Source organism: Bacterioplanoides pacificum, from assembly GCF_042648445.1.
GTDB classification, from domain to species: Bacteria; Pseudomonadota; Gammaproteobacteria; order Pseudomonadales; family Oceanobacteraceae; genus Bacterioplanoides; species Bacterioplanoides pacificum.
In genome coordinates, this window is record NZ_JBHRYB010000025.1 from 36,661 (window position 1) to 56,304 (window position 19,644).

Sequence of the window (19,644 nt, forward strand, 5' to 3'; positions counted from 1 at the left end):
TCAGCTACAAAGCAGGCTACAATCGGCATACTGAACGAAGACTCATCCGGGCCCGCTTTCTGCGGCCCTGCTTATACTGGAGATCCCCATGGCTTTTAGCGATGCTCAACGCATGTTTCCCGAAACCCGTCTGCGCCGCATGCGCCGCGACGACTTTTCGCGCCGCTTAATGCGCGAAAACCAGCTGACCGTGGATAGCCTGATTTACCCGATGTTTGTGCTGGAAGGTCATCAGGAACGCGAAGCCATCGTCTCCATGCCCGGTGTCGAGCGATTATCCATCGATCTGCTGGTTGATGAGGTTCGCCATTTATACAAACTGGGTATTCCGGCGGTAGCCCTGTTCCCGGTGACACCGCTGGAAGCAAAATCGGAGCTGGCGGAAGAGGCATTCAACCCTAACGGTCTGGCACAGCGGGCGGTACGTGCGATCAAAGATGCCGTGCCGGAGATGGGCGTGATGACCGATGTCGCTCTGGACCCGTTCACCACCCACGGACAGGACGGCATTATTGATGCCGATGGTTATGTATTAAACGACCGCACCGTCGATACGCTGGTGCAGCAGGCGCTGTCGCACGCTGATGCCGGTGCCGATATTGTCGCCCCGTCAGACATGATGGATGGGCGCATAGGTGATATCCGCGATGCGCTGGAAGAAGAAGCCTTTGTGAATACCCGCATTATGGCGTACTCGGCCAAATACGCTTCGGCCTATTACGGACCGTTCCGCGATGCCGTTGGTTCCGCAGCCAACCTTGGCAAAGCCGATAAAAAAACCTACCAGATGGATCCGGCCAACAGTGATGAAGCGCTGCACGAAGTCGCGCTTGATCTGGCAGAAGGTGCCGACATGGTGATGGTCAAACCGGGTATGCCTTATCTGGATATCGTGCGCCGTATTAAAGATGAATTAAAAGCGCCAACCTTTGTGTATCAGGTCAGTGGCGAATACGCCATGCATAAAGCCGCCGCTCAGAATGGCTGGCTGGATGATGATGCGGTGATGCATGAATCGCTGCTGTGTATGAAGCGCGCAGGCGCTGATGGCATCCTGACGTATTACGCTAAGCAGTATGCGGAATGGCTTAATAAGTAGTCCTCCACTCCACCATGCTCGCTCACCTGGATATTTTTCAGCCGCCGCATCAGTGCAACATCCCTGTCGCTTGATGCTACCGGGGCATCCTGCCCCTGCTAAGAAAAACATACCAGGCAATCGAGCATTCTGTAGTAGGGATACAAGTTCGAATACAAGAATAAAATGCCGGGTTAACTTTAAATAGCAGCAACAGGATGTTGCGTTAGGATCGCCAGTACAGGGAAAAATTGCAGGAAGCAAATTTTGCACAGCGCAGCTGCCTGAAGGGCGAAGTACATGGATGTACTGAGTGCGTACTGTCCGATCCGGCGGCTTAAAGTTAATGCGGTGTTTTATTTGATCGTAAGGAAATAGAAGATGAGCGAAACAGTCGTAACGGAAACCCCCATCGATCTGCAAAGCAGCGAATATTATCTTAATCGTGAGCTGAGCCATTTGCAGTTTAATATCCGCGTTCTGGAGCAGGCGCTCGACGAAAGTCATCCGTTACTCGACCGGCTTTTTTTCCTGTGTATTTTCAGTAAAAATCTGGATGAGTTTTATGAAGTCCGGGTTGCTAACCTGACCCAGCAATTAGCCTTCAGCCGGGAGCAGGCCGGTGCTGATGGTTTACACCCTCAGCAGGTGCTGGATGAGATCCACGAAATCTGCAGTCATACTGTTGAGCGTCAGTACAGCATTCTTAACGATACTCTGCTCCCGGCGCTGGAAAAAGAAAATATCCGCTTTCTTCGTCGTGGTGACTGGAACGATTTACAGCGCGACTGGATTCGTGATTATTTCGAAAAAAGTGTCCAGCCACTGATCAGCCCGATCGGACTGGACCCTTCTCACCCTTTCCCGCGACTGGTTAACAAAAGTCTGAACTTTATTGTTGCCCTGGAAGGAAAAGATGCGTTTGGCCGGGAGACCGGTCTGGCGATTATCCCGGCTCCGCGCTCGTTACCCCGCATCATCCGCATCCCCGACGAACTGTGCCCGAATGGTTCAGCCAAAGGTGATAACTTTATTTTTCTGTCGTCTGTGATTCATGAATACGCCGATGAGTTATTCCCGGGAATGACGATTAAAGGTTGTTACCAGTTCCGGGTTACCCGGAATGCGGACCTGGAGATCGACCACGACGACACCGCCGATCTGGCATCAGCACTGGAAGACGAATTACACTCGCGTAATTTCGGCGAAGAAATGCGCCTCGAAGTAGCGGATAACTGCCCGGATTCGCTGGTGAATTTTCTGCTGACTAAATTCAGCCTGGATGAAAACGACCTGTTTCGCGTCAATGGCCCGGTCAACTTATCCCGGCTGATGGAAGCGATTGGTCAGATTAACCGCCCGGATCTGCAATACGCACCTTTTACGCCCGGCCTGCCGAAAAATATTAATTTTAAGAAAAGTATTTTTGAAAGCATTCAGGCAAAAGATGCGCTGATGTTACATCCGTTTGAGTCCTTTACACCGGTGGTTGATATGCTGCGCGAAGCCGCAAAAGATCCGTCGGTCCGGGCGATCAAACAAACCCTGTATCGTACCGGCGCTAAATCCGAAATTGTGAATGCGCTGGTCGATGCTGCCCGTAACGGTAAAGAAGTCACGGTGGTGATCGAATTACGCGCCCGCTTTGACGAAGAAGACAACCTCTACCTGGCAAACCGCCTGCAGGAAGCCGGTGCCGTGGTGGTTTATGGTGTTGTTGGTTATAAAACCCACGCTAAGCTGATGCTGGTTGTACGCAAAGAAGGGGAAAACTTTAAGCGTTACGTGCACATGGGGACCGGTAATTATCACGCAGGTAACGCCCGTGTTTATACCGACTACAGCTTTATGACCTGCGATGACTCCATCGGTGAAGATGTTCATAAAGTGTTTATGCAACTCACGGGGATGGGCGAAGCCTTACGGATTAAAAAATTATTCCACGCTCCCTTTACGCTACATAAAAAAATCATTGAACTGATCGACCGGGAACGCGCACATGCAGAAGCGGGTAAACCAGCGCTTATCCGTATGAAAGCTAACGGCCTGACCGAACCTAAAATCATCCGGGCGTTATATAAAGCATCACAGGCCGGAGTGAAAGTTGAACTGATTATTCGTGGTATGTGTTGTTTACGTCCGGGCATCACCGGAGTATCAGAAAATATTGAAGTGCGCTCCATTATCGGACGCTTCCTTGAACATACCCGGGTGTATTACTTCCAAAACGGCGGTAAAGATGAAATCTACGCCGCCAGCGCAGATCTGATGGAACGCAATCTGCTGAACCGGGTTGAAACCTGTTTTCCGATCGAAAGTAATAAACTGAAAGACCGCATGAAACGCGAGCTGGAAGTGTACATGGAAGATAACTGCCAGGCCTGGGTCCTGCAAAGTGATGGCAGCTATGTGCGCAGCCAGCCTGCTGAAGGCGAAGAAGCCATCAAAGCTCAGGCGATTCTGCTGGAAAACCTGGCCAGCGCGGTATAACTAACCAAAACTAAAGATAATTAAATCACTAGCTCCCCACCAACAGAGTGGGGAGAACCACTGCAACAATCTGTGCCTACCACCCGGCAGCAACACTTTCCAAAGATATCCCTGGGTATTTGTCATGAACTCGACGGGTGATATTGATATCCTGGATGCGCAATCGGGGATCTGTTGTCGACTGTGCCGCGCAGCCCACTCTGGCAACAGATACAGCCGACGGCCATAGCAGGCCGCCGGACAAATCAGCGGGCGTTTATATAAGCCTGCTCACTGACGGCGTGATAGGCCTTAACCTGGTCACGATAGGTTTTAAAAGACTGGTAAACCTTCTGACTCAGTTCATCGCTGGCAGCAACTTCTGCCACCACATCATCCGACAAGGCTTTCAGTTTGGTTAACACGTCCTGTGGGAACGGACGTACATCAACACCATGCTTTTCTTTCAGTTCAATCAGTGCGGCCTGATTACGGCTGGTGTATTCGTTCAGCATATCCTGATTAATCGCCTGGGCAGCCACCCGCACAATGGTTTGTAAATCCTCCGGCAGTTTCTCAAAAGCAGATTTATTAATGGTAAATTCCATCATAGAACCCGGCTCGTGCCAGCCCGGATAATAATAATGTTTCGCCACTTTATATAAACCAAATGCCAGATCGTTATAAGGGCCAACCCACTCAGTTGCGTCGATAGCACCGGTTTGTAAGGAGGTAAAGATTTCCCCACCCGGCAGCGTTACCGGTGTACCACCCGCACGTTTTAATACTTCGCCGCCAATTCCCGGAATACGCATTTTCAGACCTTTCAGATCATCAACGCTGTTGATTTCCTTATTGAACCAACCACCCATTTGTACACCGGTATTACCACCGGCCATCGGCAGAATATTAAATGGAGCGTACACTTCCTCCCACAACTGCTGACCGCCGCCATACTGGATCCAGCCATGCATTTCCTGTGCGGTTAAACCAAAAGGCACAGAGGTGAAAAACTGTGACGCCGGTGTTTTTCCTTTCCAGTAATAGGCACCGCTGTGACCCATCTCCGCGGTTCCCTGAGATACCGCATCAAACACCTGCAATGCCGGAACCAATTCACCGGCCCCATATACTTTGATCGTTAACCGCCCGCCAGACATTGTTTTCACTATCTCGGCAAAGCGTTCTGGTGCCGTGCCTAAACCGGGGAAGTTTTTGGGCCAGGAAGTGACCAGTTTCCATTTAAAATTTTGCTGTTCAGCAGCTGTCTGAGCAACGTTCTCTTTTTCACATTCCGTATTGCAGCCACTGAGCAATAAGGCCGCACTGGCCATCACTGCCAGACCCAATGATTGAATAAGGGTTTTAATTTTCACACGATATTCCTCTGTGTCAGTTTTTTATAATATCTTTCCCGTTCTCAACCGAACCAGAAACGGCGACAAGCCGCCATATCAATGAACAATGTCGCGGCATAAAGAGCCATGTTGTTTTTCGAAAGCAGCAACAGGATGTTGCGATCGCCCGGCAGGGCCATGGATGGCCCTTCGGGGCGACGAAAGAAAAACAATGTGGCTCTTTTGATAAACCAGCCTAAATCTTTTCCAGCTTGGCAAAATTCGCCACCAGCCATTTCTGCCCGGCATCATCAAAAAATACCTGTACACGCAGCCCTGGTCCCTGGCCTTCAAACTGCAACACCGTGCCTTCACCAAACATTTCATGATAAACCCGGTTGCCCAGGTCATAGGGCACTCCAGCACTTTGCTCTTGCTTAACAAAATCCGGCTGCGCTGGTGTGTCGTAACCTCCACGATTGTGTTTCGCCATCAGAGGCCGGCTGACGGTATTTTTCAGTCGTACTTCCTGAATCAGCTCATCGGGAATTTCACGAATAAAACGAGAGGGCGTGCTGAAATTTTCCTGGCCGTGTAAGCGACGGCTTTCAGCATGGGTGATAATCAGTTTTTCCATCGCCCGGGTAATACCGACGTACGCCAGGCGGCGTTCTTCTTCCAGCCCTTCCGCTTCATCCATCGACATTTTATGCGGGAATAAACCTTCCTCCAGGCCAGCCAGAACCACCTGTGGAAATTCCAGACCTTTAGCGGAGTGCAGCGTCATCAGCTGAACGGCATCTTCGTATTCATCCGCCTGACCTTCACCGGCATCCAGTGCTGCATTGTCGAGAAATATTGCCAGATCCGTCTGACCACTGTTTTCTTCAGTCTCGTCATCAACTTCATCAGCCGGCAGGTAATCACCACTTTCAAACTGCCGGGCGGCATTAATCAGTTCTTCCAGGTTATCGAGCCGCGCCTGGCCTTTTTCACCTTTTTCTTTTTTATGGTGTTCGATCAGACCACTTTGGGTAATGCTGTTATCAACAATTTCATGCAGTTTGAGCTCGTGAATACCCACACTCATTTCATCGATTAAATCGATAAAACCCTGAACCGCAGTCCCGGCACGTTTAGGTAACAGCCCGAGCGATAACGCCTCATGAGCCGATTGCCACAACGAACACCCCTGCTCGCGGGCATGGCTGCGTAATATCTCCACCGTTTTTTCACCGATCGCCCGGGCAGGAACATTAATTACCCGCTCCATCGCAGCATCGTCCTGACGATTCAGCAACAAGCGTAAATAAGATAAGGCGTTTTTAATTTCCAGCCGCTCATAGAAACGTTGCCCGCCATAAATACGATACGGAATACCGGAACGTAAAAACGCCTCTTCCAGGGTGCGTGATTGCGCATTAGAGCGGTACAACACCGCCATTTCGGCACGCAAGCGTCCACCCCGTGACCATTCATCCACCAGGTCGGCGATGTAACGGGCTTCGTCCTGCTCATTAAAGGCGCTGTACAGGCTGATGGGCTCGCCCTCTTCCCCCTGAGTCATCAGGTTTTTGCCCAACCGCCCCTGATTGTTTTCAATCACCGCATTCGCCGCCGCAAGAATATTGGCAGTGGAACGGTAGTTCTGCTCCAGCTTGATCAGTTCTGCTCCGGGGAAGTCATGCTGAAAATTGCGGATATTATCGATATTGGCACCACGCCAGCCGTAAATAGACTGATCGTCATCACCAACCGCCATCACCGAAATATTCTGGCCGGCCAGGATACGGATCCAGGCGTACTGAATGTTGTTGGTATCCTGGAATTCGTCGACCAATATGTGGCGGAAACGCTGCTGATAATGCTGCAGCAGGTCCGGGTTTTCCAGCCACAACTCATGAGAGCGCAGCAGGATTTCACCAAAGTCCACCAGGCCATTCTGCTGGCAGTTTTCTTCATAGAGGGCATAAACAGTACGCAGGGTTTCCTGGAACGGGTCGGCCGATGGAATCACATGCGCCGCGCGTCGCCCTTCGTCTTTCTGGCCATTAATAAACCACTGAATCTGCTTCGGCGGGTAACGGCTGTCGTCAATATTGTGCGCTTTCATCAGCCGTTTAATCAGCCGTAACTGATCATCACTGTCGAGAATCTGAAAATGTTGTGGCAAGCGTGCTTCGCGCCAGTGCTGTTTCAGCAAGCGATGCGCCAGACCATGGAAGGTGCCCACCCACAAACCGTTAGCCGGTACATTCAGCACCTCCTCCAGCCGCGCGCGCATTTCTTTCGCTGCCTTATTGGTAAAGGTAACCGCCATCACCGCAAACGGCGAGACGTTCTCTACATTCAGCAGCCAGGCAATACGTTGCACCAGCACCCGGGTTTTACCCGAGCCGGCGCCGGCCAGTACCAACTGATGTTTTGACGAAGCAGCCACCGCATTACGCTGGCCGTCATTCAGATTATCGAGCAATAATGAAATATCCATAGCGCCGCAGTTTATCAGATTCGGGCCGCAGGGCGATCATTTTACTGTATATATCCCCACCTGCTGCAGCCAGTTGTCGTTGCGTCCGGTCACTGGCGCTCACTTCAGATTCGCTTATAATCCGCGCTGTCAGCCTGCACTATACTGACGTTACCGACATCAGTGGCTGCTGCCCTGATCACAGAGAAACTGGCTGCGAGAAACCGATTTGAGACAAAGCCCGATACTGAGCGAGATTGCTGCTGCAATCCCGAAGCTGAGGAAATCAGAAGTGAAGGTGGCAGAGTATGTTCTCAAAGCGCCGGAGCAGGTGATGCATATGCGCATTGTCGACCTGGCTCAGGAAGCTCAGGTCAGTGAACCCACCATTGTGCGCTTTTGCCGGGGTATCGGTTGTAACGGCTTTCAGGAATTTAAAGTCCGCATCGCCCAGGAAATGGCGGTCGCCAATAACATTGGTCAGTTTGCCATTGTCGAAGATGACAGCATTGAAGACATCTGCGATAAAATCGCCGACACCACCATTCAGCGCCTGCATCAGGTTAAAGCCCAGCTCCACACTCGCCAGGTAGCCCAGGCAGCGAATGCCATCAGTGCCGCCCGACGTGTAGAGTTTTATGGTTTCGGGGCGTCGGGTGCCGTGGCAACCGATGCCCAGCATAAATTTTTCCGCTTACAGGTGGCTACCGCGGCTTACAGCGATCCACATATGCAATCTATGTCTGCTGTGACTCTGGGTGAAGAAGATGTGGTGGTCGCTATTTCACAAAGTGGCCGCACCAAAGACCTGCTGCACAGTGTCCAGCTGGCACAGCAGCATGGTGCCCAGGTTGTCAGCCTGGCGCCGGCGAATACCGCCCTCAGCCTGGCAGCAGACCTGCCAATCCACATTAATATCGAAGAAGACACCGAGCAGTTCACTCCTATGACCTCACGCATTGCTCACCTGATGGTGATCGATATGCTCGCCGTGGCGGTTACTCAACGCCGGGGACCACAGTTTGCCGAACACCTCAATGCGATTAAGCGCAGTATTAAATCACTGCGGCTGGATAATTAACCCACAAAATAAGACAGAATGCGACACATCTTTATTTTGCCGCTGTCTTTTTTATCAGTACAAACAATAGTCAATCTGTCATTTTAAGCCATCACAATACCAACCCCCGGTATTTATTGACCTCCAGACCTATATGACCATTCAATCAGCTTTTTCCTGAATTGGCACCGTTTTTTTTTGCTGTCATTCTATTGCAACCAATAAAAAGAAAAATCATGGCTCCTGGTTAGCAAACCTCACAGACTGTGATCATAAAAGGAATAGAACGATGGAAGCAGCAATCAAGTTCGAAGCCCACGAGGAAGTTGTCTCTTTCGATCAGGAAGGTAATGTCGTGGTCAATAAGGAATCCCACATGTCGAAGAAACTGATGGCCCGTCGCGCCATTGAAGCACACCGTGAGCGTAAGCGCCTGGAATCAGAACTTGAGGATTATTACTTCGAAGAGATGTAATAACCTCCCTGCCTTTCACCGCCAGGCGAAAGGCAGGATAAGCTAACTCGTCCGGATGTCGTATTCTGGCCAGATAGTGCTGGATAATTGACACCACATTCCCTACTATCGCGCCCGCAATCTTTTTGATCAGGGACGATGTAGTGAAATCTATCACCAAACCTTATGTTCTGGCAGGACTGCTTGCGGTCGCACTGCCGGTATCTGCTCAACCGGTAACCGGTACTTATAACAGCAGCCATAGCTTTACCGGCGCCAATGGCTACACCTCAACACATATATCGATCAGCTATCGTGGTTTTAATAAATCCGTGGCACTCTCCGCCTGTGACTACCACTGCCAGACCGAATACCTCAGCCTGGACAGGAATAACAGCGCTCAGGGCGGTGTTTACAAAAGCCTGGAGGGCAGCTTCCTGCTGCCCGTTAATCACGACCAGTGGCTGTACGTTACCGCAACCGGGGAGTCACGCTTGTTAACACTGGAATCCGTCACCCGCAACGACCAGCTTTACAGCTATTCCAAAGCCCGCAAGACGATACTCAACCAGTTTTCACACGTACTGGCCGCCGAATAACATGACTTAATGCCAGGCAATAAAAAAGCGGCCAATGGCCGCTTCAGACTGCTGACAAAGTCCAGCAGCCTCTTTCATTGCAGATGAAATCCCCACTAACAACTCAAAATAAGCAGAGTTTTACCTTGGTATCTCCACCCCAGAGGGGTGGAGGTGTAAGTTTAGGAGCTATTTCCCCCCCTTCGGGTGGGGAAATTAGCAGGATTTAAATAATAGGGTTTTTCATCAAGCTGAAGCGGCCATTGGCCGCTTTTTTATTATTGCTTAAACCGGCGTCGGCCTGTGACCGCTGCCAGTGAAATGGCCATCAGCAACCACCATAAAGCACCGCCGTCTTCGTACTTCTTAGTAATGCGTTTATGGTCTTTGTCCCCTGGCAGAGTAATCACAGGCAAGCCCGCTTTCTCTTCAGAATATCCTTCAACCTTGTTGTCACCCATTCCCCAGATCCGGAAAACCTGAGAATTTCCCGCCAGGTTATTACCAAACTGCCAGTCGCCGTTACCACGGAATAATAAGCTGTTACTATCATCCGCTATGGCTAACTCAACGGCATCAGCACCGGAGTTAATATCAGCTAACATATAAGTTCGGTTGCGCTGAAGGTCATGAATATAAGGTTCAAAATTGGCCGCATTATTAACCAGCCCGCGGCTATCAAAACTGCCTTCGGATAAAAAGGCAACACGAGAACCATCAGAAGATAATTTTGGCCATGAGGAATCATAACTGGCAGAACGAGTCACTTGTTTTATATCGTCGCCACGGAATGTTGCGGTAAAGATATTATAGCGATTATTCGCTCCTGCCAGCTGTGCCATGCTGGCGAAGGTGATGGTTTCGCCATCGGCAGCAATCGCGGCCATCCAGCTATGATCGTTATTATCAAGGGTAATCTGACGTTCTAATCCGTTTTTCAGTGTTCCGGAAAATACCTGCCAGCGAGATAATGGATTTTGACCAAAGGTATTACCCTTGGAAACCACCACAAAGCGCTCACCATTATAATCAAGATCGATATTGCCAATATTATTGTTGTCCAGACGCGTCAGCTGGTGCATCTCTTTTGCATTCAGGTCGTATAAAAACACTTCCCGGCTGCCATCACTGTTTTTTCCAACCGGATTAAAGCTCGATACAAACGCGACCTTAGTACCGTCATAACTGATATCCAGCATGCCCTGGACTGAATAAGCATTAACAGTAGCCGGAATACGGCTGATCAAGCCCTCTTCTGCATCATGGATATACACTTCAAAAGTACCGAAGTTAGGCTCAGCGGGTACAAGGTTACTGTTACAGATCATCGCCGTCACGTTGCCATTGCCGGATATAACCGCCAGATCGCAGCGACGAGAGACAGGGTTAACGGTTAATTGCTGATAACTGTCATCTTCCGTGTTGTAACGGAATACATCAAAAATTGAACCTGTCTTGCCGGTGCCGGCAAGATCAGAGTTAGAGATCAGCGCAGCATATTGGCCATCCGAAGACAGGCTTACCCTGCGGGCCGCCTGGTTAGTTGCCGGAGTGATCTGCTCTAACTGATAAGTATGCAGACGAACCGGGATAACAAAACTCTTTACTCGCGGATCATCACTGCTTACCAGCACCTGAATATCATAAAAACCTTCAGCAGACGTTAAAGCGGACAGTTCAAGCGCTAACGCTTGTGTTCCACCAGCTGCCAACTGCATGGACGCAGGGCCGCTAACCGATACCCCGGCACTGCCCTGATAACTGAAACTGAGATTAACCTCGTTATTGATCAAGCTGGTTAAATCAATATCCATAATGCGCTGCGTACCGGGCTCAACTAACTCGACAGGTTCTCCTCCCTGGTATTTGTAACCCACAGCTGTGCGCTGGTAGCGAATAGCGAACGGCGTATTAAATGCAGGAGGGCTATCCTGAACACTGTTTCCTGTGCCGAAGAATTGCTGAAGACCTACTGTCGCATCTTTCATAATACCAACTACATAAGGTTCGCCACTTTCTCCATATATCCTTTTATAGTGAACCTCGATAATATTGGTAGATTCAAACAGTTTAAACTGCAGCGTGATATTTCCTCCACCACCCCAAACCTGAGTATTAGTAAACTGGACAATTAACCTGCGATCAGGTGCGCTTCCTTTTATTTGATAATGAACTTCGCCACCTGTGAGATTTGGATTAAGGTCACCCCACCAACCCAGAACAGAAGAGCCAAGTTTATTAAATGCGCTTGGCGAAGGAATTGATTCTGGGTTGTAGTTATAATTATCCTTAGTAAAGGAAATAACAGTCTTAGAAGACAAGTAGAACTTATTGTAAGTTGTTCCATAAAATTCAAAAGGGAAACCGATAGTTATTTCTTCACTATCATCCCCTCCTAGCGGAACCCGTGTACTACTGACATCACCGCTGATATCTTCAAAGTCGTAATCGAACCCGGCTTCATCGGAATCCAGATAATAATAACCACCGTCATCGATGGCACTCTGAAATGCATAGGCATTCAGAACGGCTGCTGCCAGCGCAAACCCCATTAAAAATCGTTTCATGAGTGTTATGTCCTTATTAAAGAGGGCAAAGCTATTGTGAATGCTTGCCAGCATTCAAAATAGCTCTGAGAAAAAAGGGAGGGGAGACCCCCTCCCTTAATACCAGACCTTAAAATTAAGGTGCAGTAATCACAGGAACGTTCACGTCATCCACTAAGTCCCATAAGCTCTCAACGTTTGCATTGAAGTCCACCGTATCACCGGAGGCAGTCGCTGCAACTGTGTTCAGAGTGAAGCTGATAGTACGACGGTCAGCAGACACTGTACCTGTAGAGTTAGTATTGATGCTTGTACCACCTGTGTAAGTCAACAGAGTAGCCACATCGGCACCATCCAGGTTAACAACACCAGCAGACTGAGCACCCAGCAGAGCGTCGATATCCACAGCGTGAGTGAAGGTATAAGTCAGGTTCTGAGTCGTTACACCGGTAGCCAGTGCATTTGGCGCGGTTACCTGCATATCACCCAGGTTATCGAACGCTGCAAATGTAGGAGCCGTCAGGTTGGTATCGTCATCAGCCCAGGTATTACCGAAGTCATCCTGAACATTAACAAAACTCAGAGCCGCGTGACCTTCCGCATCTGCTGCTGCAGAAGACAGATTCACATTAGTAGCTGGCTCATCGTATTTACCCAGACCGAAAGCAGTCACACGATCAACCGGCAGCATGTCATCAGCACCGTTAGTGGTGAATGGAATCACCAGTTCGGTACGGCTGGCAGCTGGCTGAGCGTTATGAAGTGCAATTGTGTCTTCGTTCAGGAAGATATCAACACCACCCAGAGTCACAACCGCAATACTTGTATCTTCACTTACCTTAACCGGCTCGTTGAAGGTCAGTGTTAACTCCTTACCCGAATAAACGGCTTTGCTAACCATCGGAGGCATTGCATCATTAATAACCACTTTGGCATTCGCTGCCGCCGTTGCGACATTGCCAGCCTGATCCTGAATGCGGTCGGAGAAATCAATCACACCAGCATTCTGACCATCGGTATTTGCCAGAGTGAAGATGTTATTCACACTGAAGGCAACCAGATCTGCATTAATGCTCTGATCATCTGAAGTGACTGTAACATCGTTCATAATGGTCCAGTCAGTCAGCCCCGTCGTAATAGCAACACTAGTATCAGGTACACTATTTGTGTCTGGTTTGCGTTGGTCACCAGCTTGTGGAGCAACCCAGGCCAGATCTTCAGTAAATGAAACCGCAATGGTACGGCTCATATCTGTGCTCCACGCAGCGTATGCCGTGGCATCGTAGATTTCCAGAGCTGGATCGATGAACGGATCGCCTGAACCCGCAGTATCAACGCGGTTACCTTCGTACAGGTTATCCAGAGATGGCGTGTTATCAGTCACGATATCCTGATCTGCCAGCATGCCGGAGTTGATGTTCAGCAGCGGAGAGCCGATCAGTGCCTGAGCATCCGGGTTCGCCAACTCACCACCGTTACCGTATTCTTCACCAAATACAGTAGTACTGGATGTCAGATCCTGCTCCTGGTAAGAATCCTGCAGACCGGTAGTCACCGGTACATTATCAACCAGTGTAATAGAAGTAACAGAACCGGTATTACCAAAATCATCCATAGACTGGATGTAAATTACGTCACCAGGTTGAACACCAGAAACCAGGAAGGCGATATCGGTACCAGCGAAGTCAGCATAAGAGCTGCCAGCCTCTGGCTCAATTGTGCCGTAACCCTGGTTGTTGGCAACAGTCGTAAAGTCCGAAGCAGTGTTGGTGGTTTTTGCATCCGGGCTGCTTTGCGGGTCAATCGAAATATTCGTAGACACTGCAGTACCGTTGCTTTGAATCCAGTAGCGATAGGTTGCTGCATTACTTGGGGTAAAGCTTAACCGTGCAACATCAACCGCAAAATTAGCAGTAAAGTCCAGGTCGGTCAGAATCGGTGTACCATCGTCATTCAACTGAATAACAGAAGAACCATCAACGATTCCTGCCTGATCCAACGCTCCAACTAAGCTCGCCAGACGTCCGGCCACATCACTGGCGCTGTTGCCATTATCGTCATCAGCACTGTTTAATTGTTGAACACCCAACGCAGGAGTACTTCCCCCGTTGTAGACTTCCATATCAACATCGGCAAAAGCAGAACTGGCGTTATCCAGCAAATTTGGCATACGCAGTGGGCTGTCATCAACCGTAGCCTGGGTCAGGTTAGTAACCACAGCCGCATTGGTATTCAGCTCACGATATACTTCAACCTTCAGATTAACGTAATCGTCTTTACCATTTACGTCATCCTCATCGTATAAGATATTGTCGGTAGTAACATTGCTGTCTTCATCCAGCATATTGGCAGACGTATCACGGAAATCCACTTTCAGCAGGTAGATATCAATCTCGTGGCCGGCCACAAAATCGGTATCAGCGGTCAAAGTCAGAGAACGACCATCCGCAGCCATAGCAGCAGTTACTGTCAGATACGCATTGCTATCCAGGTCACGTACGATAACAGAGTTGGTATCAACCATAGGATCACCGTTGGAATCCGTAAGGGCCAGCTGCTCACTGAAGTGAACCGTCAGAACGTTGGTGGTATCGTCATGCAACTTACCACGACCACCATTCATTGCGACTTCTTCAATAGCCGTTACGAACGGACGCGCATCGTCAATATTTGGAATAGCAGTCGCATAAACATTACCAACGTGGATGGTTTCTACTTCATCGTTTGTAGTTACACCCTGAGAACCTGAACTGTTGTCCTGTACACCAGTGACGGAGTGGCCAGCAATAATAAAGTTCAGGTCGGCGTCATTCGCCACACCTTCAATGGTGAAAGAGCCGTCTGCTGCAGTTACTGCCGGATAAGATACAGTCGTGTAGGAAATAGCGCCGCTTAGTGCAGTGTGATCACCACCATTGACGTCTTGCAGTTCCAGATTAATGGTCTGATTGCCAATCGGCTCTTTAGTTACCGTATCCCGCAATACACCAGTAACCGTTGCGCCATTTGCGCCGATTGCTGGCAGTACCGCATCGCCTGCTACCGCAGTAAATCCATCGATAAAGCGGTTAGTGCTGCCGGAACCGGTTTCTTCTGATGTCCCCTGATCGCTACGGCCATCGTCAATAACAGCGGTAGGTTCAACCGTTACGATTGCGCCCAGGAAACCTTCTGGCGGAACAATGCTCAGACGGATATCGCCGCCAACATAGTTGTTATCGTCAGTGACGACCAAATTGCTAACCGGTACATTGTTAATCTCGTAGCTACCACCCTGACCGGTAGTCACTGAACGACCGCCAACATAAACGCGGGCACCCGCTACCGGGTTGCCGTTAGTGTCGATCACGGTACCCATAACGGTACCAACCGGAGTAGATACACGATCCGAGTTATTGCCGGTTTCCGCATTTGAAATAGTGGTGCTGGTCGAGTTCGCCTTGTCACCATCAACCAGACAACCAGTCATTGCCAGAGAACTGGATACCGTAGCAATTGCCAGGGCCAGTTTTGCTTTTTGAAGAGCCATATGTCCGTCCAACTTAAAAAAAGTTAATCCATTGAAAGACACAGAGGACGAATAAGGTGGAATGCCAGCACGTCCCTGTGCACTTTAAGCGGCCGAATAATCGCAAATGAACAAAACCGGCGGCGACCAAAAACACTAAAAATACGAACATATCCTGAGTTTGATTTAGTGAATTAGAACCAGTTTGTGCAGCCAATCACAATAATTAAAAATATAAAAAAAGCCGCCCTTTCTAAAGGGCGGCTTGTCAATAGTGCTTTATATTAACAGCTTATTGATATATCACTTAGAGGCTGTGAATTCCGGGTACGCTTCCATCCCACATTCAGACAGATCCACACCTTCGTATTCTTCTTCTTCGGTCACCCGCAGACCCATCACTACCTTGATGATGCTCCACACAACCAGAGAGGCAACGAACACCCAGGTGAAGATGGTTACAGCACCGATCAGCTGACCAGAGAAGCTCACATCACTGTTAGTCAGAGGTACGACCAGCAGACCAAACAGACCAACAACACCGTGTACTGAGATCGCACCCACCGGATCATCAATCTTCAGTTTATCCAGAGTCAGGATAGACATCACAACGATCAGACCACCCACAGCTCCAATCAGAGTTGCTTCGAATGGCGTTGGCGTAGAAGGTTCCGCTGTGATCGCTACCAGACCCGCCAGAGCACCGTTCAGCGCCATGGTCAGATCCGCTTTACGGAACAGGATAAAGGCCAGTAACAGAGCACCAATCAGACCACCGGCTGCTGCCGCGTTGGTGTTGGTAAATACCACGGCTACAGAATGTGCATTAGCGATATCGCCCAGTTTCAGTACCGAACCACCGTTAAAGCCGAACCAACCCATCCACAGGATGAAGGTACCCAGTGTCGCCAGCGGCAGGTTGGCGCCAGGAATCGCACGCACTTCACCGTTAGGACCGTATTTACCTTTACGTGCTCCCAGCAGTAATACACCCGCCAGAGCTGCCGCAGCACCCGCCATGTGAACAATACCGGAACCGGCGAAGTCAGAGAAACCTAAGTCACCCAGGTTGTACAGACCAAAGACATCGTTACCACCCCAGGTCCAGCCACCTTCCATCGGATAAATAACAGCTGTCATCACCACAGCAAATGCCAGGAAAGCCCACAGTTTCATACGTTCAGCCACAGCACCGGATACAATCGACATTGCCGTTGCTACGAATACCACCTGGAAGAAGAAATCCGATGCGCCGGAATAGATAGAACCACCCTGGAAGCCGTCTTCACGCGCAGCGAAGTCAGATAACACTGCAGCCGAATCCACCTCGGTAATACCGGATAAGAAATAACCACCGTCGTACATAATGGCGTAACCACAGACCAGGTACATGGTGCATGAGATCGCAAACAGTGCGACGTTTTTGGTCAGAATTTCAGTGGTGTTTTTAGAGCGGACCAGGCCCGCTTCCAACATGGCGAAACCAGCCGCCATCCACATAACTAAAGCGCCACACACCAGAAAATAAAAGGTGTCCATGGCGTATTGAAGTTCAAATACGTTATTTTCCATAACAAGCCCCCCGCATTAGGCTTTAATGTTATTCGATGTCTTTACCGTCACCGGTTTTATTGACCGATGCCAAGACCAAAAATCAGATAGCGTCTGCGCCGGTTTCACCGGTACGGATACGAATCACTTGTTCCAGAGAAGTCACAAAAATTTTGCCGTCACCGATCTTGCCGGTGTTTGCTGCTTTTGTGATGGCTTCAATGACTTTTTCAGCCAGGTCTTCATCGACCGCGACTTCAATTTTTACTTTGGGCAGGAAATCCACCACGTATTCAGCACCACGGTACAGTTCGGTATGACCTTTCTGACGGCCAAAACCTTTGACTTCAGTTACGGTGATGCCCTGAACACCGATCTCAGACAGTGCTTCGCGCACATCGTCGAGCTTGAACGGCTTTACAACAGCAGTAATGAGTTTCATAGAAAACTCCTTATTTAAGGCTTGAAAATATTCAGTTTGTTAACAGCCCGTGCGGGGGCACGGGCTATTGTATGCTTTTTACAGCTCGATAGGCAGGCTGTAAGAAACAACCACTTTCAGATCTTCATCAACATAACTTTCGTCTTCTTCACTGGTTGCTGCATCCTCAGCCTTCAGGCTCTGTGCAATCACTTTACTCAGCGTGAAAGAGATGTTGTCGTTATAGGCGTAAGACACATCCAGATGGGTGTAATCGCTATCGTCATAAACGGTTTTGGTTGTTTCACCAATGTTCTCGATACCGCTGGCCATACCCAGAGTGGCAGAGAATTTGTCGTATTCTCCGGTTAAGGTCACATAGCTATAGTCTTCATCACCGGCCAATACGTAATAATAGGAAGCCGACACAGGGCCATAGCCAGCAGATACGATCAGGTCTGTCAGGCCAAAGGTATTGCCACGGCCATTTTCCTCATCATCGCCGGAATAAACATACGTCCAGGCACTGACGTCGTAGCTGAAGTCACCAGACTCACCGCCATAACCAACGAACAGGTCATACTCCTGTCCCGCAGTGGTATCACCACTTGAAGTCCAGACTCCACCGTACGCACCGCCGGCAGAAACCTTCAGATCACCGGATACAGCCGGTACGCCCTGACCCAGATCCTGGCCACGCCACAGATACATATTGGCTACCGCCGCCGATGCCGATACTTCAACTTCTGCCTGTACCGCAGGTACAGCCACCGCAGTCATCACACCAGCCAGAGCAATCGCTTGAGACAGTTTTTTCATGGTTCATTTCCTTCACAGTTAAATAGGAACTTTCTTTCTCTCAGTGCCTGACGCACCGTTTTAATTCTGTGATTAAGTCTTAGCAGCCGGTGTGCCAACTTTTTAAAACCCCGTGATTTCAGCCACTTAGCAGGAAAACAAACGACAGGAGACATAAAATTGATTTCACGCTGGTGCAATCAGCATGGAAGGGCACCGATTTATTGCACTGAGTGGCAACAGAATGCACCACTTTAAAGCACGGCATTCAATCACGTACAAAGACAGGGCGTGGTATCATGACCGGCATACAGACATCGCTAAGTGAACCGTTATGAACGCAGAACACATCAAAAGCCGGGTTGAAAGCCTGTTGCAACAAAGTCCGTTTGCGGCCTTATCATCCGACATCCGTCTGGCACTGCAGGGCCAGCTACAGGCATTGCTGACCAGCGCCAATCTGGTTACCCGGGAAGAGTTTGAAGTCCAGCTGGAAGTGTTACGTCGCACCCAGGCTCAGCTGGCTGAGCTGGAGCAACGCTTAGAAAAGTTAGAGCAAGAGTAGCAGCGGACCTTGTCCGCGACATTAATAGCAAACCTGAACGGTAAAACCGGAGTCGGGGACAAGCTCCCTCCTACCACCGAACGAATCATTCAGCTTATTTAAATAGCTAACAGCTCACGCGCCTGCTCTGAGGTTTTCAGCTCATGGCCGGCGCCACTGGCCACCACCCGCCCGCGCTCCAGAATGATAAAGTCATCCGCCAGCTCGGCCGCAAAATCCAGATACTGTTCTACCAGCACAATGGCCATTTCGCCACGATCGCGCAACAGCTCAATCACCCGCTGAATGTCTTTAATAATGGATGGCTGAATGCCTTCGGTAGGTTCATCCAGAATCAGTAATTTCGGACGTAACAACAATGCCCGGGCAATCGCCAGCTGTTGCTGCTGCCCTCCGGATAAATCACCACCACGGCGTTTTAACATCTGCTGTAATACCGGGAATAACGCGTAAATCTCCGGATCGATAAAACGCAAATTACGCGGCAGCGCCGAAAACGCTGTCTGCAGATTCTCCTCCACCGTCAGCTGAGGAAAAATATCACGTCCCTGAGGCACATAAGCAATGCCCTGGCGCGCCCGGTCAGCCGGCGACAATCCACTCAGTGTCGAATCCAGCCAGCGAACCTGACCATTCAGCTCGGCCAGCTGCCCCGACAACGCTTTCATCAATGTGGTTTTACCCACGCCATTACGGCCTAACACACAGGTTACCTTACCAATTTCGGCCTGCATGCAAACATCGTATAACGCCTGACTGGCACCGTAGGCGACGTTTAGTTTATTTACTCGTAACATAGCTTTATTTCT

Annotated in this window: 15 protein-coding genes; 6 read left to right on the plus strand and 9 right to left on the minus strand. The window is 49.7% G+C overall.

Going from position 1 to position 19,644, the window contains the following annotated elements; all coding sequences use genetic code 11:
* Positions 1-88: 88 nt before the first annotated feature.
* A complete protein-coding gene (gene hemB, locus ACFOMG_RS17105) occupies positions 89-1,099 on the plus strand; it encodes a porphobilinogen synthase (RefSeq protein WP_376868448.1) in 1,011 nt (336 codons plus the stop codon).
* A 360-nt stretch (positions 1,100-1,459) separates the two neighbouring features.
* Entirely contained in the window at positions 1,460-3,568 is a 2,109-nt protein-coding gene (gene ppk1 / locus ACFOMG_RS17110; protein ID WP_376868449.1) for a polyphosphate kinase 1, read from the plus strand.
* A gap of 245 nt (positions 3,569-3,813) precedes the next feature.
* Here ppk1 and ACFOMG_RS17115 read toward each other — a convergent pair whose 3' ends face one another.
* The 3 genes from ACFOMG_RS17115 to uvrD all read right to left on the minus strand — a co-directional run bounded on the left by ACFOMG_RS17115 (position 3,814) and on the right by uvrD (position 7,375).
* Entirely contained in the window at positions 3,814-4,881 is a 1,068-nt protein-coding gene (locus tag ACFOMG_RS17115; protein ID WP_376868695.1) for a TRAP transporter substrate-binding protein, read from the minus strand.
* 86 nt (positions 4,882-4,967) lie between these two features.
* Positions 4,968-5,180: a hypothetical protein gene (locus tag ACFOMG_RS17120; protein ID WP_376868450.1), complete on the minus strand. Its 213-nt coding sequence runs from the start codon at positions 5,178-5,180 to the stop codon at positions 4,968-4,970.
* On the minus strand, positions 5,141-7,375 hold the full coding sequence (uvrD, locus tag ACFOMG_RS17125; protein ID WP_376868452.1) for a DNA helicase II: 2,235 nt from the start codon (positions 7,373-7,375) through the stop codon (positions 5,141-5,143). Before uvrD ends, ACFOMG_RS17120 begins: the two co-directional genes overlap by 40 nt.
* Before the next feature lie 208 nt (positions 7,376-7,583).
* On the opposite strand from uvrD, the gene ACFOMG_RS17130 reads away from it, so the two are divergent.
* From ACFOMG_RS17130 to ACFOMG_RS17140, 3 genes are all read left to right on the plus strand, one after another.
* Positions 7,584-8,435 (plus strand): SIS domain-containing protein, encoded by an 852-nt coding sequence (locus tag ACFOMG_RS17130; protein WP_376868453.1) that lies wholly within the window; start codon positions 7,584-7,586, stop codon positions 8,433-8,435.
* Between the two features lie 268 nt (positions 8,436-8,703).
* The gene (locus tag ACFOMG_RS17135) at positions 8,704-8,889 is read left to right on the plus strand and encodes a PA3496 family putative envelope integrity protein (protein WP_376868455.1); all 186 of its coding nucleotides are present in this window, start codon (positions 8,704-8,706) and stop codon (positions 8,887-8,889) included.
* A gap of 143 nt (positions 8,890-9,032) precedes the next feature.
* On the plus strand, positions 9,033-9,467 hold the full coding sequence (locus ACFOMG_RS17140; RefSeq protein ID WP_376868457.1) for a hypothetical protein: 435 nt from the start codon (positions 9,033-9,035) through the stop codon (positions 9,465-9,467).
* A 257-nt stretch (positions 9,468-9,724) separates the two neighbouring features.
* Here ACFOMG_RS17140 and ACFOMG_RS17145 read toward each other — a convergent pair whose 3' ends face one another.
* From ACFOMG_RS17145 to ACFOMG_RS17165, 5 genes are all read right to left on the minus strand, one after another.
* Positions 9,725-12,013, minus strand: a complete 2,289-nt coding sequence (locus tag ACFOMG_RS17145) for a TolB family protein (protein ID WP_376868458.1) — start codon at positions 12,011-12,013, stop codon at positions 9,725-9,727.
* Positions 12,014-12,128: 115 nt separating this feature from the next.
* Positions 12,129-15,521, minus strand: a complete 3,393-nt coding sequence (locus ACFOMG_RS17150) for a hypothetical protein (protein WP_376868460.1) — start codon at positions 15,519-15,521, stop codon at positions 12,129-12,131.
* Positions 15,522-15,803: 282 nt separating this feature from the next.
* On the minus strand, positions 15,804-17,072 hold the full coding sequence (locus tag ACFOMG_RS17155; protein ID WP_376868462.1) for an ammonium transporter: 1,269 nt from the start codon (positions 17,070-17,072) through the stop codon (positions 15,804-15,806).
* 82 nt (positions 17,073-17,154) lie between these two features.
* Complete coding sequence (gene glnK, locus ACFOMG_RS17160; RefSeq protein ID WP_376868463.1) at positions 17,155-17,493, minus strand: P-II family nitrogen regulator; 339 nt, start codon at positions 17,491-17,493, stop codon at positions 17,155-17,157.
* A gap of 78 nt (positions 17,494-17,571) precedes the next feature.
* Entirely contained in the window at positions 17,572-18,291 is a 720-nt protein-coding gene (locus ACFOMG_RS17165; RefSeq protein ID WP_376868465.1) for a TorF family putative porin, read from the minus strand.
* A 313-nt stretch (positions 18,292-18,604) separates the two neighbouring features.
* Between ACFOMG_RS17165 and ACFOMG_RS17170 the strand changes: the two genes are divergently transcribed.
* Positions 18,605-18,835, plus strand: a complete 231-nt coding sequence (locus ACFOMG_RS17170) for an accessory factor UbiK family protein (protein ID WP_376868467.1) — start codon at positions 18,605-18,607, stop codon at positions 18,833-18,835.
* Positions 18,836-18,933: 98 nt separating this feature from the next.
* Here the strand turns inward: ACFOMG_RS17170 and urtE are convergent, their stop codons facing one another.
* Positions 18,934-19,632 carry an urea ABC transporter ATP-binding subunit UrtE gene (urtE, locus tag ACFOMG_RS17175; protein ID WP_376868469.1) on the minus strand — a complete coding sequence of 233 codons (699 nt, stop codon included), beginning with the start codon at positions 19,630-19,632 and terminating at the stop codon, positions 18,934-18,936.
* Positions 19,633-19,644: the final 12 nt, after the last annotated feature.